Origin of the sequence: Shewanella sp. (assembly GCF_047975355.1) — a bacterium.
Classification (GTDB): Bacteria; Pseudomonadota; Gammaproteobacteria; order Enterobacterales; family Shewanellaceae; genus Shewanella.
The window spans coordinates 28156-52683 of sequence record NZ_JBKEDJ010000005.1 but is presented as its reverse complement, the minus strand read 5'-3'; the positions used below and the strand labels follow the sequence as shown (position 1 = coordinate 52683).

At 47.6% G+C, this 24528-nt stretch carries 20 protein-coding genes and 2 rRNA genes; 14 read left to right on the top strand and 8 right to left on the bottom strand.

The window, feature by feature from the left end:
- From ACK5NH_RS02685 to ACK5NH_RS02665, 5 genes are all read left to right on the top strand, one after another.
- Positions 1 to 602, top strand: a 23S ribosomal RNA gene (locus ACK5NH_RS02685); the annotation flags it as partial.
- 130 nt (positions 603 to 732) lie between these two features.
- Positions 733 to 848, top strand: a 5S ribosomal RNA gene (gene rrf / locus ACK5NH_RS02680).
- A gap of 626 nt (positions 849 to 1474) precedes the next feature.
- Positions 1475 to 1687, top strand: a complete 213-nt coding sequence (locus tag ACK5NH_RS02675) for an OadG family protein (protein ID WP_416917687.1) — start codon at positions 1475 to 1477, stop codon at positions 1685 to 1687.
- 11 nt (positions 1688 to 1698) lie between these two features.
- Complete coding sequence (gene oadA / locus ACK5NH_RS02670; protein WP_416917685.1) at positions 1699 to 3528, top strand: sodium-extruding oxaloacetate decarboxylase subunit alpha; 1830 nt, start codon at positions 1699 to 1701, stop codon at positions 3526 to 3528.
- Positions 3529 to 3536: 8 nt separating this feature from the next.
- Positions 3537 to 4667: a sodium ion-translocating decarboxylase subunit beta gene (locus ACK5NH_RS02665; protein ID WP_416917684.1), complete on the top strand. Its 1131-nt coding sequence runs from the start codon at positions 3537 to 3539 to the stop codon at positions 4665 to 4667.
- A gap of 42 nt (positions 4668 to 4709) precedes the next feature.
- On the opposite strand, the gene ACK5NH_RS02660 is transcribed toward ACK5NH_RS02665, so the two are convergent.
- Both ACK5NH_RS02660 and ACK5NH_RS02655 read right to left on the bottom strand, forming a co-directional pair.
- Positions 4710 to 4877: a hypothetical protein gene (locus ACK5NH_RS02660; RefSeq protein ID WP_011623730.1), complete on the bottom strand. Its 168-nt coding sequence runs from the start codon at positions 4875 to 4877 to the stop codon at positions 4710 to 4712.
- A 157-nt stretch (positions 4878 to 5034) separates the two neighbouring features.
- Positions 5035 to 6288 (bottom strand): dicarboxylate/amino acid:cation symporter, encoded by a 1254-nt coding sequence (locus tag ACK5NH_RS02655; protein ID WP_416917683.1) that lies wholly within the window; start codon positions 6286 to 6288, stop codon positions 5035 to 5037.
- A gap of 287 nt (positions 6289 to 6575) precedes the next feature.
- Here ACK5NH_RS02655 and ACK5NH_RS02650 point away from each other — a divergent pair, with 287 nt between their 5' ends.
- The 5 genes from ACK5NH_RS02650 (at position 6576) to ACK5NH_RS02630 (ending at position 13130) form a co-directional block, all read left to right on the top strand.
- A complete protein-coding gene (locus tag ACK5NH_RS02650) occupies positions 6576 to 7001 on the top strand; it encodes a YqaA family protein (RefSeq protein WP_374901591.1) in 426 nt (141 codons plus the stop codon).
- A 141-nt stretch (positions 7002 to 7142) separates the two neighbouring features.
- On the top strand, positions 7143 to 9992 hold the full coding sequence (locus ACK5NH_RS02645; protein WP_416917682.1) for a M16 family metallopeptidase: 2850 nt from the start codon (positions 7143 to 7145) through the stop codon (positions 9990 to 9992).
- Between the two features lie 237 nt (positions 9993 to 10229).
- Positions 10230 to 11879, top strand: a complete 1650-nt coding sequence (gene gshA / locus ACK5NH_RS02640; RefSeq protein ID WP_416917681.1) for a glutamate--cysteine ligase — start codon at positions 10230 to 10232, stop codon at positions 11877 to 11879.
- Between the two features lie 71 nt (positions 11880 to 11950).
- Positions 11951 to 12355 carry a hypothetical protein gene (locus ACK5NH_RS02635; RefSeq protein WP_416917680.1) on the top strand — a complete coding sequence of 135 codons (405 nt, stop codon included), beginning with the start codon at positions 11951 to 11953 and terminating at the stop codon, positions 12353 to 12355.
- Between the two features lie 157 nt (positions 12356 to 12512).
- Positions 12513 to 13130: a hypothetical protein gene (locus ACK5NH_RS02630; protein ID WP_416917679.1), complete on the top strand. Its 618-nt coding sequence runs from the start codon at positions 12513 to 12515 to the stop codon at positions 13128 to 13130.
- Positions 13131 to 13180: 50 nt separating this feature from the next.
- Here ACK5NH_RS02630 and ACK5NH_RS02625 read toward each other — a convergent pair whose 3' ends face one another.
- From ACK5NH_RS02625 to dauA, 4 genes are all read right to left on the bottom strand, one after another.
- Complete coding sequence (locus ACK5NH_RS02625) at positions 13181 to 14443, bottom strand: sensor domain-containing diguanylate cyclase (protein WP_416917678.1); 1263 nt, start codon at positions 14441 to 14443, stop codon at positions 13181 to 13183.
- A gap of 154 nt (positions 14444 to 14597) precedes the next feature.
- Positions 14598 to 15695 carry a 5-(carboxyamino)imidazole ribonucleotide synthase gene (gene purK, locus ACK5NH_RS02620; RefSeq protein ID WP_416917677.1) on the bottom strand — a complete coding sequence of 366 codons (1098 nt, stop codon included), beginning with the start codon at positions 15693 to 15695 and terminating at the stop codon, positions 14598 to 14600.
- On the bottom strand, positions 15695 to 16186 hold the full coding sequence (purE, locus tag ACK5NH_RS02615) for a 5-(carboxyamino)imidazole ribonucleotide mutase (protein WP_011626975.1): 492 nt from the start codon (positions 16184 to 16186) through the stop codon (positions 15695 to 15697). The genes purK and purE overlap by 1 nt, the downstream gene beginning before the upstream one ends.
- Positions 16187 to 16445: 259 nt before the next feature.
- Positions 16446 to 18206 (bottom strand): C4-dicarboxylic acid transporter DauA, encoded by a 1761-nt coding sequence (gene dauA / locus ACK5NH_RS02610; protein WP_416917676.1) that lies wholly within the window; start codon positions 18204 to 18206, stop codon positions 16446 to 16448.
- A 223-nt stretch (positions 18207 to 18429) separates the two neighbouring features.
- On the opposite strand from dauA, the gene ACK5NH_RS02605 reads away from it, so the two are divergent.
- The 4 genes from ACK5NH_RS02605 to ACK5NH_RS02590 all read left to right on the top strand — a co-directional run bounded on the left by ACK5NH_RS02605 (position 18430) and on the right by ACK5NH_RS02590 (position 22415).
- Positions 18430 to 20286 carry a vWA domain-containing protein gene (locus ACK5NH_RS02605; RefSeq protein ID WP_416917675.1) on the top strand — a complete coding sequence of 619 codons (1857 nt, stop codon included), beginning with the start codon at positions 18430 to 18432 and terminating at the stop codon, positions 20284 to 20286.
- A gap of 44 nt (positions 20287 to 20330) precedes the next feature.
- Entirely contained in the window at positions 20331 to 20933 is a 603-nt protein-coding gene (locus ACK5NH_RS02600) for a sigma-70 family RNA polymerase sigma factor (protein ID WP_416917674.1), read from the top strand.
- Positions 20926 to 21657: a hypothetical protein gene (locus ACK5NH_RS02595; RefSeq protein ID WP_416917673.1), complete on the top strand. Its 732-nt coding sequence runs from the start codon at positions 20926 to 20928 to the stop codon at positions 21655 to 21657. Before ACK5NH_RS02600 ends, ACK5NH_RS02595 begins: the two co-directional genes overlap by 8 nt.
- Before the next feature lie 221 nt (positions 21658 to 21878).
- Positions 21879 to 22415 (top strand): hemerythrin domain-containing protein, encoded by a 537-nt coding sequence (locus ACK5NH_RS02590; protein WP_416917672.1) that lies wholly within the window; start codon positions 21879 to 21881, stop codon positions 22413 to 22415.
- Positions 22416 to 22482: 67 nt separating this feature from the next.
- Here the strand turns inward: ACK5NH_RS02590 and ACK5NH_RS02585 are convergent, their stop codons facing one another.
- Positions 22483 to 22668, bottom strand: coding sequence for a DUF3545 family protein (locus ACK5NH_RS02585; RefSeq protein WP_007650190.1), 186 nt, complete (start codon positions 22666 to 22668; stop codon positions 22483 to 22485).
- 216 nt (positions 22669 to 22884) lie between these two features.
- Positions 22885 to 24522, bottom strand: a complete 1638-nt coding sequence (pgi, locus tag ACK5NH_RS02580) for a glucose-6-phosphate isomerase (protein ID WP_416917671.1) — start codon at positions 24520 to 24522, stop codon at positions 22885 to 22887.
- Positions 24523 to 24528: the final 6 nt, after the last annotated feature.

Here is a 24528-nt window from a genome sequence, read left to right as displayed (position 1 = left end):
GGTCGGACATCGTACGGTTAGTGCAATGGCATAAGCCAGCTTAACTGCGAGACAGACACGTCGAGCAGGTACGAAAGTAGGTCATAGTGATCCGGTGGTTCTGAATGGAAGCGCCATCGCTCAACGGATAAAAGGTACTCCGGGGATAACAGGCTGATACCGCCCAAGAGTTCATATCGACGGCGGTGTTTGGCACCTCGATGTCGGCTCATCACATCCTGGGGCTGAAGTCGGTCCCAAGGGTATGGCTGTTCGCCATTTAAAGTGGTACGCGAGCTGGGTTCAGAACGTCGTGAGACAGTTCGGTCCCTATCTGCCGTGGGCGTTGGATGATTGAGGGGAGTTGCTCCTAGTACGAGAGGACCGGAGTGAACGAACCGCTGGTGTTCGGGTTGTCATGCCAATGGCATTGCCCGGTAGCTATGTTCGGAATCGATAACCGCTGAAAGCATCTAAGCGGGAAGCGAGCCCCAAGATGAGTCATCCCTTGGACTTTAAGTCCACTAAAGAGCCGTTCGAGACTAGGACGTTGATAGGTCAGGTGTGTAAGCGTTGTGAGGCGTTGAGCTAACTGATACTAATGACTCGAGAGGCTTAACCATACAACCCAGATGGGTTTTACTAAGTGATACTTAGACGAATACAAACACTTAAGAAGTGTAACTCAAACCAGCTTTCCGAATTTAATTTACTGCCTGCGTGAGATAAGACGGGTAGTGAATAACAAATTTGCTTGGTGACAATAGCATTGTGGTCCCACCTGATCCCATCCCGAACTCAGAAGTGAAACGCAATCGCGCCGATGGTAGTGTGGGGTCTCCCCATGTGAGAGTAGGTCATCGCCAAGCGCCTAACATTCTCGTGAAGAGAGCAGAAAGCCAGCTGAATAAGCTGGCTTTTTTGTTTTTAGTGTTTTTGATTGATTACTTCCTTTCCTATACCCTTGCTTTTCATAACTTCAGCGTTCGGCATTAATGGCCGTCGCTAGTCGATTACTGCTCTATTTCTGACTCTTCACTTATATACTTTTCTTTCTTTTAAACACCTTTCAGATTTCCAAACATTTTAGTGTGATGTATTGGTGCACCTTTGATTAAATTGTCCTTAAGCTTTAAACATTCAGTTTAAAAATCATACTCTTTTTGTCGCTATGCAGTTTAGCTAACTTAAGGAGTGGTTAGGCTTGATGTTCTCTCGACGCTATCTAATAAGCGCTCTCTTCAATAAAAAATATTTGTTTTGCTAGTTTTATTAACGAATATTCATTTTATCGCTCGTTCACTAAGGATCCCTCATACTCCTCTTGCCGATCTTATGTAAATTGGTCTTACCAATTTACATTTGTCGGTTGAGTTTGTTATCAATGGAGATGTTGTGCAGTTGTAAATTTAAAACTTGGTGTGGATTGAGAGGTGAAGGAGGTACTGAAGTGAAAGGGGAGCTAACACAACAGCTTTTGGATGCTGTTGGCATTATGTTATTGGGCATGGGACTGGTCTATCTGTTTTTAAGTGTATTGATATTAGGAGTGAATCTGGTTGCTAAGTTGTGCCGTGAAGAGCCTAAAGCGACGGATGACTTAAAGGTTAATAATGCGAGCTCTGCCGGAGCCACAAACAGCTTAGATCCTAAATTGGTGGCCGCGATCAGCTTGGCCGTCCAGCAGTATCGTTCTCAGGCTAAATAATGGAGTGCCATATGAACCGAGTAAATTCGATTGTGGCGCCTAAGCCATTACAGTTAACCGATGTCGTCTTAAGGGATGCGCATCAATCTATTTTAGCGACTCGCTTACGCATTGATGACATGCTTCCGATTGCACCTCTGCTCGATAAAGTGGGTTTTTGGTCGCTTGAGTCATGGGGCGGAGCGACCTTCGATGCCTGCATCCGTTATTTGGGTGAGGATCCCTGGGATAGGATCCGTGAACTGAAAAAGTTAATGCCCAATACACCTCAGCAAATGTTACTGCGCGGACAAAACCTGTTGGGGTATCGACACTATGCTGATGATTTAGTGACACGTTTTGTCGAGCGTGCCCATGCTAACGGTGTTGACGTGTTCCGTATTTTTGATGCGATGAATGATGTTCGTAACCTCGAAATGGCGGTAAAAGCGGTGCGTGACATAGGTGGGCACGCGCAAGGCACAATTTCCTATACGACCAGCCCTGTTCATTCGGTTGATACTTGGGTCGATATGGCAAAACGTCTTGAGGATATGGGCTGCCATTCACTCTGTATTAAAGATATGGCGGGTTTACTGAAGCCGATGGAAGCCTTTGAGCTTATTAGTCGCTTAAAATCTCAAACTCAACTCATGCTATCACTCCATTGTCATGCAACCACAGGGCTAAGCACTGCTACCTATCAAAAGGCGATAGAAGCGGGAATTGATGTGCTCGATACCGCGATTTCTTCCATGAGCCAAACCTATGGTCATACGGCAACTGAAACTGTTGTCGCTATGGTGGCGGAGACTGAGCGTGAAACTCACTATGACCTTGCCTTACTTGAAGAGATTGCCGCTTATTTCCGTGAGGTGCGGAAAAAGTACGCCAAGTTCGAAGGGGCGTTAAAGGGCATTGATTCACGCATTCTTCGCGCTCAAGTGCCCGGTGGCATGTTGACGAATATGGAGAGTCAGCTCAAAGAACAAGGCGCGGCCGATAAGCTCGATGCTGTGCTGGAGGAGATCCCTCGGGTACGTCAGGATTTAGGTTTTCTGCCTTTGGTTACGCCAACCTCGCAAATTGTTGGATCACAGGCGGTTATCAACGTACTGATGGGGCAAAGATATCAATCGTTGACGAAAGAGACTGAAGGCGTGTTAAGGGGCGAATATGGCGCCACTCCAGCCCCGGTTAATCCCGAGTTGCAGGCCAGAGTGCTAAACGGCGCGGCGGCGATAACCTGCCGTCCTGCGGATTTACTTTCACCAGAGCTTGAAAAGCTGCGCGCGGAATTAATCTCAAAGGCGCAGCAACAGAGGATAAGTCTCGTCTCAGAGAGCAAAGAAAAGTCTCTGGACGATGATTTACTCATCTATGCGCTCTTCCCACAGATTGGTTTACAGTTTTTAAAGAACCGTCACGACCCAACGGCCTTTGAGCCAAAACCTGAACTCGCGCCAGTGTTACCTGTTACACCGCGTGAGGCCGAAACCTATACCGTCACGGTTGAGGGGCAAACTTATGTGGTTGAGGTCGCCGAAGGCGGTGAAATTAGTCAGATCCAACCTCAAGCTGTACAGCAGCTTGCTCATACTCCCCCTTATCAATCGAACACTCCACCAGTGGCTCAAACCAGTGAGGTTAAGCTTAAGATGAGCGCGCCACTATCGGGCAATATCTTCAAAGTGCATGTTGGCATTGGTGACAAGGTGTGCGCCGGAGATGTGGTTATCATCCTTGAGGCGATGAAAATGGAGACAGAAATCCGTGCTCAGGGGGATGGCATTATTACCCATCTGTTTGTGAAAGAAGGGGATTCGGTTGCCGTGGGTTCTCAATTACTGGCTTTAGCCTAGGAGTCGTTATGGATGGTTTACTGGCTTTCTGGGCCGAAACGGGCATCGCCCATTTTACTGCTGGGCAAGTTTTGATGATGGCCGTGGGTGCCTTGCTGCTATACCTTGCGATAGTACGTGGTTTTGAGCCTCTGCTGCTGTTACCCATTGGTTTTGGTGCTGTATTGGCGAATATCCCCAATGCGGGCTTTACCGAAGAGGGAGGTATGCTCTATTACGCCTACCATGTTGGGATCGAAACTGGCGTCTTTCCGCTGCTGATCTTTATGGGGGTCGGTGCACTAACCGATTTTAGTACCCTGATTGCCAATCCAAAGACTTTGCTACTCGGTGCGGCGGCACAATTTGGGATTTTTGCAACCTTAATTGGTGCGATAGCGCTGAATCTCGTGCCCGGCTTTGAATTTACCATGCAAGATGCTGCGGCGATTGCGATTATCGGTGGGGCGGATGGGCCAACGGCGATTTTTCTCGCCTCTAAGCTTGCGCCAGAGTTGCTGGGGGCTATTGCTGTAGCAGCATATTCCTATATGGCGTTAGTGCCTATTATCCAGCCGCCTATTATGCGTTTGCTCACGACTCAAGCAGAGCGTGAGATAAAAATGGAGCAGCTACGTGAAGTGAGCAAAAAGGAAAAGATCATTTTCCCGCTGATGGTCTTGGGCTTAACGATTCTATTTTTGCCCGCTGCAACGCCTCTAGTGGGGATGTTCTGCCTTGGAAACCTAATGCGAGAATCGGGTGTAGTAGATAGGCTATCGAAAACGGCACAAAACGAGCTGATTAATATAGTAACCATTTTCTTAGGCTTAGCCGTAGGCTCTAAACTGTCTGCGGAGCAGTTTTTGCGAGTCGAAACCTTGGGGATCTTAGTGCTTGGTGCGCTAGCGTTTGGGATTGGCACCGCCGCAGGCGTGCTGATGGCAAAACTGATGTGCAAATTAACTGGCGGTAAGGTCAATCCGTTAATTGGCGCGGCAGGCGTATCTGCTGTACCAATGGCGGCTAGGGTGGTGAATAAAGTGGGGTTAGAGGCTAATCACCATAACTTTTTGCTGATGCACGCCATGGGGCCTAATGTTGCAGGGGTATTAGGTTCTGCGGTCGCAGCGGGAATCTTGCTTGCCGTGCTTGGCTAAGCAGGGGGAGGCTTAGAAGTCTATTAACTAACAATAGGCTTTCTATGCCGTTAACCACAGGAGCAACATGAGCAGTAAAATTACCGTGCCGCTGATGGCAATGATATAGATAAAGCCTCGTTTTCCCTGAGCGAGTGGTAAGCCGTTGGCTTTTAAAAACAGTATCCACAGCAAGCAAAGGATTAGTGGGAATAAAAACAGTTTAGTCATGTTTCATTCTACTTTTAGTAAATAAGTGAAGAGTTTAACAGCTTGTTTGGGCGAAAGTCATAAGAGTTTTATTCGTTAAAGGTGAAATACGTCTTATAAAAAAGACCGCGTTTGGCGGTCTTTTTATGGGCAACTATTAAAAATTTACCGTGAGCTATTAATTACCCGTAACCGCAGCAGTTTGAGACTCGTTGTTGTAGAACTGCTCAACATCAAGCTCATTTTCAGATTTGCCAATCACCACCGCGGTCATCATGTCGCCTGTGACGTTGGTCGCAGTGCGGATCATATCGATAATACGGTCAATGGCGGCAATAAAGGCGATACCTTCTAGGGGCAAACCAATCACGCCTAAGGTAACGGTTAACATCACCATGGCGCTGCCTGGCACGCCAGCGGTACCGACTGAGGCCACAGTAGCTGTGACGGCAATCATCACATAATCTAAGGTGTCGAGTGGAATACCGTAAATTTGAGCGATAAAAATCGCGGCAATTGCAGGGTAAATACCACCACAGCCATCCATGTTCATGGTGGCGCCGAGCGGCATAACGAAGGCGCTATAACGCTTTGAAACACCCATGGTTTCAACCGCTCTGGTACTTGCGGGCAGAGTGCCGAAGCTTGAAGAGGTACTAAAAGCCACTAATTGCGCCGGCATGGCCTTACGGAAAAATTGCACAGGGCTTAAGCCCGCGGCAAATTTAACCAGTCCGCCGTAGACAAAAATCATATGGATAAGGGCGGCAATATAAATAGCGGCAATAAATTTACCTAGAGGTAATAGGGTCGATAAACCATATTCACCCACTACCCAAGCCATTAAACCAAATACGCCAATTGGGGTGAGTTTAAGCACCATGCGTGTCAGTTGGAACATGACTTCTGCACCCGCTTCGATGGTGCGTTTTAGTGGCTCTGCTTTCTCACCAACTTTGTTGATAGCAATACCGACTAATGCGGCAAATACAATGATCTGTAGTACTTTTCCATCCGCCAGTGAGGCAAAGGGATTCACTGGGATCATATCGAGTAGCACCTGCGCAAAGCCTGGAATATTGCGCTCACGCACTTCAGTGGTGGCCAGTTGCATTGTACCGCCCATATCGATAAGCGAGCCAACAGCTAAACCAATCAGCGAGGCGACAGTGCCAGTCAGCATAAACATGCCTAAGGTCTTAAGACTTAAGCGTTTGAGATTCGTTTGAGAGCCGAGCGAGGTGATACTGACCACAATCGCACAAAAGACCAGTGGCGCAACCAGCATCTTAATGGCGCTGATAAACAAATCACCAAGGGGTTTAAGCACGGTAGCGGTTTCGCCTAACAATACGCCAACGAGCGCACCTAAAATAAAGCCTGCGAGGACTTTTTGCCAAAAAGGAATGCGGCTAATGGTTTGAAGGATCATGCGTTTTCCAAAAATATATCATTACAAGCCCATGGACCTGAGATGCTAGTATGAGTATCCACTTGAAGTGAATGAACTTATACCAAGCGACGAGTCAGGTACAGGACATTTTTTGCCATTAGAGGCATTGTATCGGCTGTGATAGGGTTATAACAAACCGATTTTCTTATAACTTATTGTGATAAATGAGTTTGTTGTGAAATGGTTAGTCGCTACATCCTTTTAACGCTGTGGTAGTTCTCTGTTTGTGAGCGTTAAAGAGCTGTAATTTCATAGAGTAAGCTTTTATGTCTGAATTAAGCATGATGTTTTCTGGGGCTTTTTTAGCCGCAACCTTGTTACCGGGAGGATCAGAAGTTTTACTGATTGCGTTGCTGAATAAAGCGCCGCAAGCTTGGGTCGCATTAGTGGTGGTGGCCAGTGTGGGCAATACCTTAGGGGCGATGACAAGTTTTTATCTCGGGCGCATCGGCCGGTTTGCAAAGTCCCCCGAGGCCCTAAGTGAAGGAAAACATGCCAAAGCCTTAGCCCTTATTGAGCGTTACGGTGTTTGGTCGTTATTGTTGTCGTGGGCGCCAGTGATTGGCGATCTATTATGCTTATTGGCGGGGTGGTTAAAGCTTAGGGTGCTCCCCGCATTAGTGATGATTTTGATCGGCAAAACCCTGCGTTACCTTATCGTGGCGGCCGCTACATTGCATTGGTTTAGTTAGTTTTTACACTCGTTGTTCGGTTAAAGGATGATAACGCTGCAAAGGAAGTCCTTGTATTACTTGGAACTTTGTAGGGCTTAATGAGTCTGAACTCATTATTGATACCGAGCATTCTACAGGTGCTAATTTTTTAGCCTATTGATGTATAAGGGGAATACCTTGAAAAAATGGATATTAGCGGTCGCGATTTCTGCCGCACTCGCAGGTTGTGCCAGCCAAACCTCGACTCAATTACCCGCGGGCGTAAAGTTAATTGAAAATGTGCAACTGAAGGACTCTGAAGTCGGTATTCCCTTTAAAAAATATCAGCTTGCCAACGGACTGACGGTTATTTTGCATCAGGATCATTCGGATCCCTTAGTGCATGTTGATGTGACTTATCACGTTGGCTCGGCCAGAGAACTTGCAGGCCGTTCAGGCTTCGCCCATTTATTCGAACATATGATGTTCCAGGGCTCTGAGCACGTCGCCGATGAGCAACATTTTGAGGTGGTGACCGAGGCGGGCGGCACACTTAACGGTTCCACCAACACCGACAGAACTAACTATTTTGAGACAGTCCCCAGCAATCAGCTCGAAAAAATGCTTTGGCTCGAGTCTGACCGTATGGGTTTTTTATTGCCTGCGTTGACCAGCGAGAAGTTTGAAGTGCAGCGCGAGACAGTGAAAAATGAGCGCGCACAACGCATTGATAATCAACCCTATGGCCGAATGAGCGAGCGTTTTAATCAGGCTATTTTCCCGGAGGGTCATCCATATTCTTGGCCTGTGATTGGCTGGCCAGAGGATCTTAACCGCGCCACAGTTGACGATGTGAAACACTTTTTCCAACGCTGGTACGGCCCGAATAACGCCACGCTGACGATTGGTGGCGATTTTGATGAGCTGCAAGCCTTAGCCTGGGTAAACAAATACTTTGGCGAAATCCCCCGTGGCCCCGAGGTTCAGCCAGAGCCTAAGACCTTAGTTACGCTCGATAAGACGCGCTATATCTCGATGGAAGATAACGTGCATCTACCGTTGATCCGCATCGGCTTTCCGACTGTGTATGCCAGCCATCCCGATGAAGCCGCGCTGGACTTATTAGCCAATATCCTCGGTGGCGGTAAAACCTCACTCGTTTACAAAAACTTGGTTAAGGACGGTTATGCCGTACAGGCAAGTGTGAGCCAACCCTGCCAAGAGTTAGCCTGTCAGATGTCGATTTATGCCTTAGCCAATCCGCAAAAAGGCGCAACCTTAGCCGAGCTAGAGCAGCGTATTCTCGACTCGATTAATGAGTTTGAGCAGCGAGGCGTGACTGATGATGACCTGCAAAAAGTGAAAGTGCAGTTTGAGGCCGATACCATTTTTGGCCTGCAGAGCGTAAAGGGCAAAGTGTCTATGCTTGCCTTGAATCAAACCATGTTTGGCGAGCCGAATAAGATTGCAGTAGACCTTGCGCGCTATGCCAATGTGACCAAAGACGATGTGATGCGGGTATTTAAGAAGTACATCAAAGACAAGCCCATGGTGGTGATGAGTGTGGTACCGCAGGGAATGACGGCTTTAGTCGCTCATCCGGATAACTTCACCCCTCAAACCTTGCCCGTGGCGTATACGGCTGTAGAGGGGGATTTACCCGCCGCTAAGTTAGTGTCAAGTTTCGACCGTTCCAAAATGCCAGCCTCGGGCGCGGCGCCCGTGCTAAAAGTCCCGACGATTTGGACCACTAAGTTAGCCAATGGCATCGAAGTGATGGGCACTCAAAGCAGCGAAACTCCAACAGTAGAGTTAGTGATTTATCTTAACGGCGGACACAGATTAGTGCCCGTTGAAAAGGCGGGGCTGGCAAGCTTAACCGCTGAGATGCTGAATGAGTCGACGCAAAAGCGCTCAACAGAGCAATTGTCGCAGGCGCTTGAGATGCTCGGCAGTACGGTGGACTTTAGTGCCTCCGAAACCCAAAGCACGATTAAGGTGTCGGCGCTTACCGAGCACTTGGATGAAACCTTAGCCATTTTAGAAGAAAAGCTATTCCAGCCTGCGTTTAACGAGGCCGACTTTGCACGGGTGAAGCAGCAACAGTTGCAGCAAATTCAGCATATGCAGTCAGATCCTGGCTATGTCGCCAACTCTGCGCTGTATAGCTTGCTCTATGGTAAGAATAACGCTCAAGGCGTGAGCGATGCGGGGACCTTAGATTCCGTTGCCGCGCTGACACTTGCGGATGTGAAGGCGTTTTACGCCGAGCAGTACCGTGGTGCGAACGCTAAAATCATTACGGTAGCGAATCTCCCTGAAAGTGCATTGCTAGCTAAGCTCGCGGGATTGAGTCAATGGCAAGGGGAGGCCAGTACATTGCCGCCACTCAAGTCATTCCCTGCTCTGAAGGGCGGGACTATCTATCTTATCGATAAACCCGGCGCCGCTCAGTCGGTGATTAACATTGCGAAACGTGCCTTACCCTATGATGCAACAGGTAATTATTTTAAATCTTACCTGATGAACTATCCGCTCGGAGGCGCTTTCAATAGCCGTATTAACCTCAACCTACGGGAGAATAAGGGTTATACCTATGGCGCTCGTACCTCATTTACTGGTGGTGTCGAAGTCGGTGACTTTATGGCTTCGAGCGATGTGCGTACCGATGTGACAGCCAAGGCGGTAAATGAATTTATCAAAGAAATTAAAGCATACCAGCAGAGCGGGATGACAGACACTGAGCTTGCCTTTATGCGTAACTCGGTTTCCCAAGGGCAAGCACTGGATTATGAGACGCCTTATCAGAAGGCGGGCTTTATGCGGATGATCCAGCGTTACCAGCTGAGCCAAGATTTTACTACCGAGCAGGACAAAATTATAAATACTGTAACAAAAGATGAACTCAATGCCCTCGCGGCTTCCGAGTTGGATATCTCGCAAATGATCATCTTAGTTGTTGGCGATAAGGCTAAAATTGAAGCGGATTTAGCAACTTTAGGCTATCCAATTGAAACTTTAGTATTGTAAATTAGCTTTTTGGCCTTATATATACCCAATCAACCCAAAGAGAGAAGTTTCGGTATCTTTAGTTCGTTTGGGTATAAAGTGCAGACAAGTTAATTATGCAGCTCAAAGTGGCTGTCAGTCTAAAGTATTAAAGAGTAAGACGGTGACAGCATTAGCTGTCACCGTCTGCATTTAATCGCAGACGAATGTAATTTGGCTTGCCCCACGGACAGGTTTAGATTTATTTTGAGGCGTATTTTGAAAGATAAGCCTCAAAATAAAGGTCTGACTGTTAACCTTGTCGCGATAGCGAATCACCAATCAGAGAAGCGCAAATTGAAGCCATTCAATGAATTAGTACAACATTTCTCGGACGCTCAAGGGCGTGCCGCACTCCTTGGCATGTTACGTGGAATTGAGCGTGAAGCGCTGCGTATCGACGAGTCAGGCTACCTTGCGTTAGATGGTCATCCATTAGAGCTTGGCTCGGCATTAACTCATTCGCGTATTACGACAGATTACAGTGAAGCATTGCTTGAATTTATCACCCCAGTGAATAATCAGGTTGAGCCGTTATTGCAAGGCTTGACCGAGACTCATGCCTTTAGTGTGCGTCATTTGCATGGTCAGCGTCTGTGGCCCGTGAGCATGCCATGTTACGTGAAGGATGAGCAGAATATTCCGGTCGCCCGTTATGGCAGCTCTAACACGGGTAAGATGAAAACCTTGTATCGCAAGGGCTTAACCTACCGTTATGGCGCTCTGATGCAGATCATCTCTGGGGTGCATTTTAACTTCTCGGTATCGCAGGAGCTGTGGCAAAGCCTCTATGAGTTGAGTGACAAAAGCGTGAGCTTTGAGGATTTTATCTCCGAATCTTACTTTGGCCTCATTCGCAATTACCGCCGTTTAGTCTGGGTATTACCTTATCTGTTTGGCGCATCACCTGCGCTGTGTAGCTCGTTTATCAAAGGGCAGAAGACCGATTTACGTTTTGAAAAATCGGGTCGCGGCACCTTGTATTTACCCTATGCGACTTCACTGCGGATGAGCGATCTGGGTTACACCAATAAAGAGCAGGAAGATCTCAATATCAGCTATAACTCTCTGCCCGAGTATCTGGCTGGGGTGAGGGCCGCGATTAAGATGCCATCGGCCAACTTTGCCAATATCGGCGTGAAGGTGGATGGTGAATATCGCCAGCTCAATGCCAATGTGCTGCAAATTGAAAACGAATTTTACTCGCCTATCCGTGCGAAGCGCGTCACTAAAAGCGGTGAGAAGCCCTCTGAAGCCCTTGCCCGTGCGGGGGTTGAATATATTGAGGTACGTGCATTAGATGTAAACCCCTTCAGCCCGATTGGGATTGAAGAGAACCAAGTGCGTTTTCTCGACTTGTTCTTACTCTATTGCTTATTAACCGAGTCGCCTAAGTCCGATGCGGCAGAAGAAGCTCGTTTAAGTGCTAACTTAAAATTTGTTGTGCTTGAAGGCCGTAAGCCAGGGCTCGAGTTATTAACCGAGACAGGTACACGCTCACTGCAAACGTGGCTTTTGGATCTGTTTGAGCATTTGGATTCATTGGCTAAGTTACTCGATGGCGATAAACAGGAGTACCAAACGGCCTTAGCCCATTGGCGTGAAGCCGTGAATGACCCACAAAAGACCTTGTCTGGGCAAGTTATCCAGCAATTAATCACCAAAGGCCAAGACCATGGGCAATGGGTGATGTCACTGGCGCAGCAGTATCACCAATATTTTATGGATTACCCCTTATCCTCAGAGGTCGTCCGGGATTATCAAACTGAGGCGCAAGCATCGCTTAACAAGCAAGCGGAAATCGAAGCGGCGCAAAGTGCGGTATCCTTTGATGATTATCTGATGGACTATTTCGGTACTCAATCTTAATGAGCCAAATCCTGATGAGCCAGAGCAGAAAGATATGCACATTTAGACTAGCATCTAGCCTCCTTGGGGCGATGGCACTGTTGTCTGGTTGTGCCTCATCCCCTGAAGATAACTTGAGTTGTGCAACTGTGTCGGGGTATTTGCAACCCGATGCCAGTACCCATTGGTATCGCGTGGTGGTGACCCATCTTAATGGCAAGCCCGTGGTGTCTAAACCTAATTATCAATTGGCACCAGGAGAATATGAGTTCACGGTCGCCGAGCTAATTGATGATCCTTCCCTTGGTGTGTCCCTCAGTGCGCGCACTCCAAAAACCTTTAAGTTAATGGTTGAAGGAGAACAGCGTTACCACATAGGGGCCTTATTCCACACGGATAAGCGCTATATGGGCAAGGACAGCAATTATTGGGAGCCAGGGGTGTGGCAGCAAGAAAATCATGAATGCCAGTTTGATTTCAATCCTGAAACAAAATAGCCCGATTTAACAACGGATTGTCATTTCTGTTAATGAGTCTGAGCTGAAAATAGGCGCTGAGGTGATCTTTAGTGCCAAAAACTGGATTGGCGCTTTGCCTCACCTTGGGACTGTGCGATGATGAGCCAGTTTTACTTCTTGGGAGAACAAGTGCTTAATGAAATGGCTTTCAACAACTCTGTTATGTGCATCCATAGGTTTTCTGTCTGGCTGCGCCACTTCTCCGCCTAAATCTCCCGATAACCTTTGCGATATTTTTCAAGAACATCGTTCATGGTACGAAGCCGCTAAGGACACCCGTGATAAATGGGGGGTACCCGTGCATGTGCCGCTAGCGATGATGTATCAAGAAAGCTCTTTTAAACATAATGCCGCACCACCTATGGAGTATTTCCTAGGCTTTATTCCCATAGGTCGAGCCAGTGATGCCTATGGTTATGCGCAGGCAAAGACCATGACCTGGGATGATTATGTTCGCGAGACGGGGAATAGCTGGTCTTCGCGGAGCAATTTTGACGATGCCATGGATTTTATGGGTTGGTTTATTTATAAGACCAATAAAATCAATGGGATTTCCAAGTGGGATGCGAGGGCGCAATATCTCAATTATCACGAAGGTTGGGGAGGCTATCGCCGAGGCAGTTATAAGTCTAAGGCGTGGCTAGTCAAAGTGGCGGCTAAGGTGGATGACAGGGCTAAACGTTATGCGGCTCAGTATAAAACCTGTCAGGAAGATTTAGATTCCTCCTGGCTGTGGCGCTTATTCTTCGGTTAGTAATTGAATCATGCGTTTAGGAGCTTACGGTTGATAAGCTCCTAACTTCACTACTGTGCTAATTGGTTATTGGCCGCAATCGCCTCGAGTGCTTTAACTGCCTTCTTTTTACTGCGTTTTTGCTCATACATGGCATGGTCCGCCTGTTTAAAGGACTTGGCCCAATCATTGTCAAATGCCGACATTCCCACGCTGAAGTTCAGATTCAGAGACGACTCTTGGTGCAGCTTGAGGCGCATGGCATCGAGGTCATTCTCGAGCTGCTCAAGTGGCCCATGACAGAGGGCGACAAACTCATCGCCGCCAAAGCGCGAGATAATGCCTTTATGCTTCCAGAAGCCGAGGATAGTCTTAGCCACTTGTTTAATGGCTAGATCGCCGGCCTGATGCCCCTGTTGATCATTGATGGTCTTAAGATTATCCATGTCGATAATCACTAGATAACTGCCCAAATGCGGCTTAGGTTGCCAATGTTGTAGGGCATCTTCAAAATTTTTGCGGTTATAGAGTCCGGTGAGATTATCGAAGTTCGCCAATTTGGTGATTTGCAGCGATTTTTGATACAAGGCAATTGCATTGCTGGCCTCGTGGGTGAGGATAGAGACCAGATTGCGGTCGTAGTCGCTAAAGGCCCCAACGCTACTGCTATCGAGATTGAGCATACCGTAGAGTTTACCATCGATGCGTATTGGGCTTGAGAGTGTGGAGCGTATCGGGTGTTTAGCTGCAGTGAGTAAGATGTGTTGTTCTTCTTCGGTGAGGGTGCTGGCGGCATTGATGTTTTTCATATCATCGACCACAACTACACGGTCACATTTACCCTTAGTGAGTCGATACTCGAAGGACTGTTCGAGGGAAAAATTCAATTGTTTTAGCTGATTAAGATCGAGCCCAACAACGGATTCAAAGTGCAGCTTATGGGTCTCTTCGTTGACTTTGATGATGCTGCCCATTTCGGCACCGTTAATAATACAGACCGCTTTATTCAGTAGCGCATCGAGAAACGCATGCTCATTTTTATATTGGCTCGACAGGTGGGCAAGCTCGTAAATGGCGTCGTTAATACTCACCACTTGCTCTAAATGCTGCCATAGCCGCGTTAAACGACCCTGATGAAGATAATAAATTAAGCTGTAGGCAAACAAATAGATAAGACAGACAAACAGCAGCGGCAGGATAGTCCAGCCTTCGGTGGGAGCATTAAACACAAACAATAAGACGAATAGCAGTATTGGCACTATCAGCAGTAAAAGATGATAGCGATAGTCCAAGCGGTCTATGGTTTTACGTTTAAAATTATCCCTTAATTTCACTCGGCAGTTCCTTTATTCGTGCTCCGGTTAGTCAGCTTTAATCACTACATCACTAACTCATTCACGCTGAGTATGGATAAGTATATAACGAAGATGAGAAATAGACTGATAAGGGAACAAATATGCTCCCTTATCAGTGATCAGCGTGGCTCAGTTAGGCTTTAGCAAACTCAGCTAAAATCCACGCGAGGGGCGCTTGATATTGGCTTGGCATCCAAGTTTGCAGTGCGCCAATGCTGTCCTCTAACACGGCTGTATTCGGTACCGAAAGATTTAAGTGCCCGACTTTACGGCCAGGACGAACTTCTTTGTTGTACCAATAAAGCTCGGCATTGGGCAGGCTTAACCAGCGGGGATCGTTATCGATACCAATCAGGTTGACCATCACGCATTGAAAGTTCACCTGCGGCTGCGGAATAGCAATAGCACACAGGGCTCTTAAATGCAGTTGGAATTGATCCATATGTGTACCCGCTTGGGTCCAATGGCCTGAGTTGTGTACCCGCGGGGCTAACTCGTTTACCAGCAGATTGTCGCCAACACGGAAACACTCCATCGCCATTACGCCCACATATTCCAGCTCATGCATAATGGCACTGAGCATGCCTTCGGCTTGAGCTTGTAGATGATTCAGGCGGGCAAGTGGCGAAATCGATGCCATCAAAATGCCATCTTGGTGCAGGTTGAGTGTTAATGGATAAAACACACATTGACCTTCACGGGTACGTACGCCGACTAAGGACACTTCTTCATCGAAGTTGATCGCTTGTTCGGCAATGGCTAAGTTACGCCAATCATGGGGGATGTCACCCGCTTCGGCTTGTTTGAGCCAATGCTGGCCTTTGCCATCGTAACCACCTGTGCGGCGCTTCATTAGCACTCGAGGGCCAAAGGCTTGATACAGATTTTCGACCTCGGTTTGGTCATCGACTAGTGTCCAAGGTGCCGTAGGGACTTGGATCTGGTCGAGTAGACTTTTTTGGCTGTAACGATCGGCTAAACGGCTAAATACAGGGCCGTTAACAAAATGGGGGTGGGTGCTGAGTTGTAAGCTTAATGCAGATTCTGGCCACTGTTCACGTTCGGCGGTGATGATGTCGTTAGGCGCCAGTGGCAGGATTTCATCGGTTGGCGTCATAATATCCACGGCGCGAACATCGATAGCCAGCGGCTCGCCGGCGTGAGTCAGCATGGCACCCAGTTGGCCATTCCCTAACACCCAAACCTTAGGTTTTGCGCTTGCTTGAGTCATCAGGCTTCCCTCGGATCGGGATTATCCAGCACTGCGCGGGTTTGTTCTTCTCTAAAGGCTTCTAAACGTGCGGCAAGCTCGGCATCGTTATTGGCTAAGATTTGGCAGGCCAGTAGACCGGCGTTAAAGGCACCTGCGGTACCTATGGCCAGAGTGCCAACGGCGATACCTTTTGGCATCTGCACGATAGACAGTAAGCTATCCATACCCGACAGCGCTTTGCTTTGTACTGGTACACCTAATACGGGTAAGCGAGTTTTTGAGGCAATCATACCGGGTAAGTGAGCTGCACCGCCCGCACCACCGATAATAATTTTAAAACCACGGTCAGCGGCACCGGCTGCAAACTCCATCAGTTTATCTGGCGTTCTATGGGCAGATACGACTTCAACATGGTAAGGCACTTGCAGTTTATCCATGATCTCAGCGGCGGCTTCCATTGTGGGCCAATCACTCTTAGAACCCATAACAACAGCAACAAGGGCTTGCATGATAACTCCTTAACTCACTAATTTTAATTATATTTCGACCTTGTGTCAGGTCTGGGTACAGGCGATGTTCGCAACTCCAACAAGAGCCGAGAGCATCATGGCGCAGAATAATAGCATGTAAAGCCTGATTTCTGGCGTTTTTTGCACGTAAAAATAGCGCTGTTAGCGTGGATAAAGTGTTCGCTGAATAGGCTTAAATTAATGCATGCCCCAGAGCCTGATGAGGGGCTCTGGAGACAAAGCGTTGCTATCGTTAATCTTAGGAGTGAGTGGCTGCACTTGCTTCGACCATCAGTTCTGGTGCTGGCGCCTCGGCCAAGGCTTCGCGCAGGGTAGGATAAAACTTCAATACGCCTTCAATCGGTTGTACCTTGGCCCTCGCTAGGGTGCGAATAGGCTGGAACTGCAGATCGGCCACAATCAGCTTAGTGTGGTTAAGCTTACATTTATCAATGAGTTTATTGAGTGCGGCAAGGCCTCCCGCATCGAGGATGGATACCCCATCTAAGTAAAGGACAATCACTTGTTTATCTTGGGTAAGGCTCGCTATCTCGGCAAAAATTCGATCTGCCGCGGCAAAAAACAATGGACCGTTAATCTTTATCACCGCCCAGTCTGCGGGTAGCGGTTGCTCGACATAGCGTTTATTGGTGCTGATATCATAGAGTTTGGTCATCTCGGCAATTTCTTTCATAAACAGCAGGGCGGCTAAGATAATGCCCACGCTGATGGCGATCACCATATCGAAAATGACTGTGAGTGAAAAACAGGTTAAAAACACCAAAATATCGCTGGTGGGCGCCGTTTTCAGTAAATGTACCGCTTTGGGGGCTTCACTCATATTCCAAGCAACGACCAGTAATAATGCGGCCATGGCCGACATGGGCAAGTAGGCTAATACTCCCGCGAGCGCGACTAAACCTATTAAGACTACAATGGCGTGGATCATCGATGCAATTGGACTCTGGGCGCCCGCCTTAACGTTTGCCGCGCTGCGCGCAATGGCCGCCGTTGCCGGGATACCGCCAAAAAATGGGGTAATGATGTTACCTATACCTTGGCCGAGAAGCTCACTGTTCGCGCTGTGGCGTTTGCCTGTCATGCCATCGAGTACCACTGCACAAAGCAACGACTCAATGGCGCCTAACATGGCAATCGCGAAGGCGGCGGGCAGTAAGGCTTGAAAAGTGGCCAGATTAAATTCAAAGGCTTGACCGTTGGCGCCCGTTTGTAACCAAGGCCATTCAAAGTGGGGTAATACTGCGGGTATGCCGGTTCCGACACTGCCATCGCTTAATTGATAATGGAAACGTGTTCCTATGGTTTCAATATCGGCGCCCATGACATTTAACACTAAGGCAAGAATACTGCCTAAGGCGATTGCGGGTAGATGCGCTGGCACAGGGAGCTTTAATTTAGGCCAGAGTAGCATAGTGGCTAAGGTGGCCGCGGCCACTAGCAAGCTCGGTAAGTGAAGGCTTGGCGATGCCTGAGCCAGTGCCATGAGTTTGGCAAAATACTGCTCCGGCATATGTTCAATATGCAGGCCAAAAAAGTCTTTTAGCTGCAAGGTTGCAATCACCACCCCTATCCCTGCGGTAAACCCTAAGGTAACGGATTCTGGGATGTAGAGAATCAATCGACCCAGTCTTAACATGGCCATGGCAACCAGCATCATACCTGACATGACGGTCGCGATCAGCAGCCCCGCCAAACCAAATTGTTGAGCGATGGGATAGAGTAAGACCACGAAGGCTGCCGTTGGCCCAGACACGCTATAACGGGAGCCGCCCGTCATCGCAATAATAAAACCTCCGACAATGGCGGTGTATAGGCCATATTGTGGGGCGACACCGCTGGCAATCGCCAGTGCCATCGCCAATGGAATGGCAATGATCCCGACGGTGAGTCCCGCCAGCAGATCTTGTCCAAAACGTTTAACCGAATACTTATCTTTTACGCACGCTTCGCTAAGGGCGTGGGCAATTCTTAATGAAAACAAATGAGCAGAGTGTGACACGTGTGGGTCCATAAACGCGGCTTGTTACAAGGCTCTATTCTAGAGTTCAGATGCACGTCCTTGTGTGATCATGGTTGCAAAAGGCGATTAAATGTCTTTGTTTTTAATAAATACTGTGCTTGGTAAATCGAATGTGACATTTTCCAATGAAATAACCCTTTTGGGCCAAGTCTGCGTTTATAGGGATATCAACCATTGAGGTCACTATCATTAGGTAACAATCATGAGATATCCATCTTCAGTCTTTCGCCATAAAACGCATTCAAGCATTGTCATTTCGGGCTTAACATTTGCCATTCTGTTCGGGTTGAATGGTTGCAGTGATAAAACCGCTGAACAGCAAAAGCGTGCTGAATTAGCCGCTCAAGCAAAACTCGCCGAGCAACAAGCAGAGCTTAAACAAAGTGCCGAACGTCAGGCCAATACACAAAGAGATGCCGCAATCACCATGCATGAGCAAGCCTCGTCAGCAAAACTACGGGTAATGAGTGCTGAGAGTCGCCCTTATATCGCTCAACATACTACGAGTATTATTGCTACGCCTGTATTAAACGGGGATTGGGCAGGAGCTGTGCCACCAGAGCGCAATCGATTCGAGAAGCAAGTGCAAAACGGCATCATGGTTGCGGGGGAAATCCCTGTCTCCACCTTTGCCATCGATGTCGATACTGGCAGTTACACGACGTTAAGACGAATGCTAAAGGAGGGGCGGTTACCGCAAAAGGGCACGCTGCGGGTTGAGGAAATGTTGAATTATTTTTCCTATGACTATCCACAGCCGAGTAAAAATGAGGCGCCCTTTAGTGTTACCACAGAGCTTGCTCCATCACCCTATAACGATGACATGATGCTACTTCGCATCGGCCTAAAGGGATATGAGCAGGGTAAAGCCGAACTGGGCGCCAGTAACTTAGTGTTTCTGCTGGATGTATCGGGTTCTATGGCATCGCCCGATAAACTACCTCTACTGCAAACCGCCTTAAAAATGCTGATTCAGCAACTCGATACTCAGGATAAGATTTCGATTGTGGTCTACGCCGGAGCTGCTGGGGTAGTGTTAGACGGCGCAGCTGGTAACGACACTCAGACCCTAAACAGTGCATTGGAGCAGCTAAGTGCGGGTGGTTCAACCAATGGTGCGCAGGGCATTCAGCTTGCCTATCAGCTTGCGAAAAAGCATTTTGTCGAAGGCGGCATTAATCGAGTCATTCTTGCGACCGACGGTGACTTTAATGTTGGTACGACCAACCTAGATGAGTTAATCGACTTGGTAGACGCCCAGAAGCAACATGGTATTGGGTTAACGACGCTCGGCTTTGGCATGGGCGACTACAATGATCAACTGATGGAGCAATTAGCCGATAAGGGTAATGGGCAATACGCCTATATCGATTCCCTCAATGAGGCGAGAAAAGTGCTGGTGGAACAGTTAAGTGCAACCTTACTCACCATAGCGAAAGAGGTGAAAGTGCAGGTCGAGTTTAATCCCGCCCTTGTGGCCGAGTATCGCTTGATTGGCTATGAGAACCGCGCCCTCGCGCGTGAAGATTTTAATAATGATAAGGTAGATGCAGGCGAAATAGGTGCTGGGAATACGGTCACGGCGCTTTACGAGTTGCGTTATGTGGACGCAGGGAATTTGGCCAATGATAAACTTCGCTATGGCTATAATCCCAAAACGGGCCATGAAAAATATAGCCGCGATGAAATCGCCTACCTTAAATTACGTTATCAGCTACCGGATGCGACTCAAAGCCAGTTACTGAGTTATCCAATCCGTGCCGATCAAAAAGTGAAATCATTAGCGCAGGCGAGTGATGATTTTCGTTTTGCCGCTGCAGTGGCTGGTTTAGGACAGTTGCTGAATCAAAGCCACTATTTGCATCAATTTGATTATAATAAGCTTAGTGCACTCACTCGTTCTGCGCTGGGGGAAGATACCAGCGGCTATCGACATGAATTTATGCAACTTATCGATACTGCTGCTGCACTCGCACAAACACAGCGAGCGCCAATCAAAAAATCCTTTGATGCCGGAGATAAACCTTTCCCGCCCGAGGACAAACCGCATCAGCAATGAGCCAGATAATTATTTTTCAGTTAGTTAACCATTAGGGAGCTGCCATGGCCCTGGCGATACCGCAAATGCATGCCCATGAGCATACCGATGAACAGTTAATGCAGCGCTATGCCAAGGGCGATGGTAAAGCGTTTGAGCAGCTTTATCTTAAGCACAAAGGTGCCTTGTACCGTTACTTTGTGCGACAACTCGGCGACAAACAGTTAGCCGAAGATTTATATCAAGAAACTTGGGGACGGGTGATCCGTGCCGCCGCCAATTATGAGCCGAGCGCCAAGTTTAATACTTGGCTCTATCGGATTGCCCATAATCTGTTGATTGACCATGTCAGAGCCGTCAAACCCGTCGACTTAGTCAGCCACGATAACGAGGAAGGGCTAGATACCTTTGTGGGGGCGGAGCAGGAACAACCCGATGTGTATTGGCAGGAAACGCAAAAGAGTCTGTTGTTGAAAACTTGCATTGCCCTATTACCCCAAGTGCAGAAAGAAGCCTTTATTCTCAATATTGAAATGGGTTTTACCGCCGCCGTGATCAGCGATATCGCAGGGGTGACACTCGAGGCGACCAAGAGCCGCATTCGTTATGCGTATCAAAGCTTAAAAGATTGTGTCAATGCTAAATGGCAGGAGGTTGGCCATGAGTAATTCCACTCTGTCATCTGAAGAAGAGGCACTACGTCAAGAAGTCTCTGCTTGGTATCACAAGCAAGCACTCGAGGTGCCGTCAGAGAGGCTTGACCAAGATATTTTGCGCTTATCACAGGTCCATTTGGCTGAAATGAATGTCAGCCAGCTAAAGCCAGCAGCAACGCCGATGTGGCGTCGTTTCCCGTGGGCGTTATCGAGCGCGGCCTCCTTAGTGCTGGTTGTTGGTTTAGTCATACTGAATCGAGGCCATTTTGAGGAGGAGTTAGTGGCTCCAGCGGCCTTAACTATGAGTGCGCCAATGCCTGTGGCTCAGTCTGAGTTAGATAGCAATGCGCAAGAAGCAGATATGGCGCGCCAAGCTAGAGTTGAGGAGGCCGCAACACAAAATAGGCAAAGGGAGGCGATGAGGGCGCAGGCGAAGATGTCTGCACAGGAAAATCGGCAAGCTGAGTCTCAAGCACTACCGCAGATTGCGCGCGCACTGCCACAGCAAGATGCAACTGTAATGGCTCAGAATAAAGAAGCTTTGATGGAGTCTTTAACACGCTTACAAGCCTTGATTGAAGCGAAGCAAACGCAGGAGGCGTCCGCTTTAGCGCAAACACTGCTGAAGCAATATCCTGAGTTGGCAAAAAGCGAAACTGAGCCTGCGTTGGTTGATGCTAAGATGATTGCCAAATTTAAAGAATTGCAACAAAAGCTTAGTGAATTAAATCCATAATCATCAAGAAGCAGTGAGTTAGGAATATCTGTCCTAACTCACTGTCCATGCTCACTATTGTGACATAAAGATGCTTTGCCTGTTAATATTGCTTTTTTACAGACTCTCGTGTTAATTACTTGATCATGGTCATAAAGTGAACACGAATTCGCCTGTTATATTGGAGATCGATAAACGACTTGACTAGTATCAATAGTCAGAGCCCAATTTCAGGAGGCGATATGCTTAAAAGACTCATGCATGATCATAAACATATAGCAGTGTTATTGAATGTCTTGAAAAACAAGCAGATGAAATTAGCTGAAGGCGAGGCGATTAATTTTATCGTGGTTCGGGACATTGTTGAGTATATGCAAGGATATGCTGAGCGTAGCCATCATCCTGTTGAAGACATTATCTATGCATATTATTTGGCGCATAAGGCAAATGATGAAGTCGACAAGCTTAGCGCAGAACATCAAATGGTGACGGCAGCCTCCTCGGCATTGATGAATACCTTGAATCTTATCTTGAGTGACATAGTCGTTGCGAGGGATAAGTTAGTCACCGATTTTGCCGAATATATAGAGCTGCAAGAAAAGCATATGCAAATGGAAGAGCGGGATATTTTTCCTCTGCTGGCTAAAACCTTAACCGATAAGGATTGGCATCTCATTGAGCAGCAATGCCAAGCCTCGTTAATCGATGACCCGTTATTCCTCGACCGCGAGCAACAGGCCTTTGATGAGCTGCGTTCTTACCTCAGGACTGCCGAATAGCTGAATGCAAAAACAGAAAAAGCGCCATTGGCGCTTTTTCTTTATATGCTGTTTATCAAACAATGGGTTACAACTGGATAGCGTCTATATCGTAATCAAAGTTGTTATCAATCTCTTGAAGTTCCTTGAGTAAACGATGTTTGTCCTTTAACGCTTCAATTTCTCGCCACTTACGCTTTTTATTGGAGCCTCGCGAGCGATCGGGTCTTTCTACGACTTCATCTAGCGCACAACCATAATCTAAACGATCCATGGTAACCTCCTGTTGTTGTATGTTTTGTCAGCGATTAAATAACATATTTTCAAAACAGGGTGCAAGAATTATGTTTCATTTGTGTTAACTTGAGATGAAGTTTGAATGATATGTCATTGATTTTTGCTAATGCGGTAGAGGAAGTTGTGAGAGAATATCTTAAACTTATTAACAGGATGCAGTAAAGAAGCCAGCGATTGCTGGCTTTTTGTTCGATTAGATTTTACCCTGTCGATAAAGATTAATTAACCCATTACTTGAGGCATCCAAGGCGGTGGCGTTATGTTCTGCACCGATGCGGGCGAGGACGTCATTGCCTAAGGTTTTACCGAGTTCAACTCCCCATTGGTCGAAGGAGTTGATATCCCAAATAGCGCCCTGAACAAAGGTTCTGTGTTCATAGAGGGCAATCAAAGCGCCTAGAGTCTCTGGAGTCAGCTTATCCATTAGCAGAGTATTGCTTGGCTTATTGCCTGGCATAACTTTGTGCTTGGCGATAAGTAACTTCTCTTCATCACTTAGTGTGCTCTTGTTCAATTCGGCCAGCGCTTCATCTAAGGTACGGCCTTGCATCAGCGCTTGGGTTTGACCGAAGCAGTTGGAGGCTAACTGATCATGATGCTCTCCGATAGGATTATGGCTTTGCAGCGGCATAATGAAATCGGCAGGGATCAAGGCTGTGCCTTGATGTAGCAGCTGGTGGTAAGCGTGCTGACCATTTGTACCTTCACCGCCCCAAATCACTGGACCCGTGCTGTAATCCACATGAGTGCCATTGAGCGTAACCGACTTACCGTTACTTTCCATATCCAGTTGTTGGAAGTAAGCGGGGAGTCCGCGCAGGTAATGATCATAGGTCAATACAACATGGCTCTGGGCATTAAAGAAATTGCCATACCACAGAGAGAATAGCCCCATGATGACGGGCATATTTTCCGCTAGAGGTGCATGGGCAAAATGGGTATCCATTTGGTGCGCGCCCTTTAATAGGGAGCGGAAGTTATCCATACCGACGAGTAAGGCAATGGGTAAGCCAATTGCTGACCAGAGTGAATAACGACCACCAACCCAGTCCCACATCGGGAAGATATTGTCGGCATCGATACCAAACTCGGTCGCTTTTGCCACGTTAGAGGTCACGGCAACAAAGTGTTTCGCCACATCTGACTGTGAACCACCTTTAGCTAAGAACCACGCCTTCGCTGTTAAGGTATTGGTCAGAGTCTCTTGTGTACCAAAAGACTTAGACGACATGATAAACAGGGTGGTTTCAGGATCGAGCAGCTTGAGCTTTTCACTGATTGAGGTGCCATCAACGTTTGCGACAAAGTGGCACTTCAATCCTGTGATCCAGTATGGGCGTAATGCTTGAGAAACAATTTTAGGGCCTAAGAACGAGCCACCGATACCGATGCTGACGATATCGGTAATGGCTTTGCCTGTGAAACCTTTCCACTGTCCTGAGGTTACTGAAGTGACAAACTGCTGCATTTTATTCAACGTTTGCTGTACTTCAGGAACGATATCTTGACCTTCGGCAACAATGGATTGCTCGGCGGTGCTGCGCAGTGCGGTATGTAATACGGCACGTTTTTCGGTGGTGTTAATAATATCACCGGCAAACATCGCCTTGATCTTAGCGTCAAGCTTTGCCTCTTGCGCCAGTGTCAGCAGCAAGTTGAGGGTTTCAGGTGTCGCTCTATTTTTTGAATAATCTAAAAATAAGCCACAGGTAGAAAGCGACATGTTGCTAAAGCGTGCCGGATCGCCTGCAAAGAGTTCCCGCATATGCGGGATCTGCTGGCTATGCGTTGCTAACGCTTGCCAGGTTTTGCTTTGGGTCAAGATAGTCATCGAATC

Bases quoted from the DNA above. Each gene is read 5' to 3' on its own strand.
- ACK5NH_RS02675 (WP_416917687.1), top strand. From the start codon at position 1,475: ATGTTATTGGGCATGGGACTGGTCTATCTGTTTTTAAGTGTATTGATA.
- oadA (WP_416917685.1), top strand. From the start codon at position 1,699: ATGAACCGAGTAAATTCGATTGTGGCGCCTAAGCCATTACAGTTAACC.
- ACK5NH_RS02665 (WP_416917684.1), top strand. From the start codon at position 3,537: ATGGATGGTTTACTGGCTTTCTGGGCCGAAACGGGCATCGCCCATTTT.
- ACK5NH_RS02660 (WP_011623730.1), bottom strand. From the start codon at position 4,877: ATGACTAAACTGTTTTTATTCCCACTAATCCTTTGCTTGCTGTGGATA.
- ACK5NH_RS02655 (WP_416917683.1), bottom strand. From the start codon at position 6,288: ATGATCCTTCAAACCATTAGCCGCATTCCTTTTTGGCAAAAAGTCCTC.
- ACK5NH_RS02650 (WP_374901591.1), top strand. From the start codon at position 6,576: ATGTCTGAATTAAGCATGATGTTTTCTGGGGCTTTTTTAGCCGCAACC.
- ACK5NH_RS02645 (WP_416917682.1), top strand. From the start codon at position 7,143: ATGTATAAGGGGAATACCTTGAAAAAATGGATATTAGCGGTCGCGATT.
- ACK5NH_RS02635 (WP_416917680.1), top strand. From the start codon at position 11,951: ATGGCACTGTTGTCTGGTTGTGCCTCATCCCCTGAAGATAACTTGAGT.
- ACK5NH_RS02630 (WP_416917679.1), top strand. From the start codon at position 12,513: ATGAAATGGCTTTCAACAACTCTGTTATGTGCATCCATAGGTTTTCTG.
- purK (WP_416917677.1), bottom strand. From the start codon at position 15,695: ATGACTCAAGCAAGCGCAAAACCTAAGGTTTGGGTGTTAGGGAATGGC.
- purE (WP_011626975.1), bottom strand. From the start codon at position 16,186: ATGCAAGCCCTTGTTGCTGTTGTTATGGGTTCTAAGAGTGATTGGCCC.
- ACK5NH_RS02605 (WP_416917675.1), top strand. From the start codon at position 18,430: ATGAGATATCCATCTTCAGTCTTTCGCCATAAAACGCATTCAAGCATT.
- ACK5NH_RS02600 (WP_416917674.1), top strand. From the start codon at position 20,331: ATGGCCCTGGCGATACCGCAAATGCATGCCCATGAGCATACCGATGAA.
- ACK5NH_RS02595 (WP_416917673.1), top strand. From the start codon at position 20,926: ATGAGTAATTCCACTCTGTCATCTGAAGAAGAGGCACTACGTCAAGAA.
- ACK5NH_RS02590 (WP_416917672.1), top strand. From the start codon at position 21,879: ATGCTTAAAAGACTCATGCATGATCATAAACATATAGCAGTGTTATTG.
- ACK5NH_RS02585 (WP_007650190.1), bottom strand. From the start codon at position 22,668: ATGGATCGTTTAGATTATGGTTGTGCGCTAGATGAAGTCGTAGAAAGA.
- pgi (WP_416917671.1), bottom strand. From the start codon at position 24,522: ATGACTATCTTGACCCAAAGCAAAACCTGGCAAGCGTTAGCAACGCAT.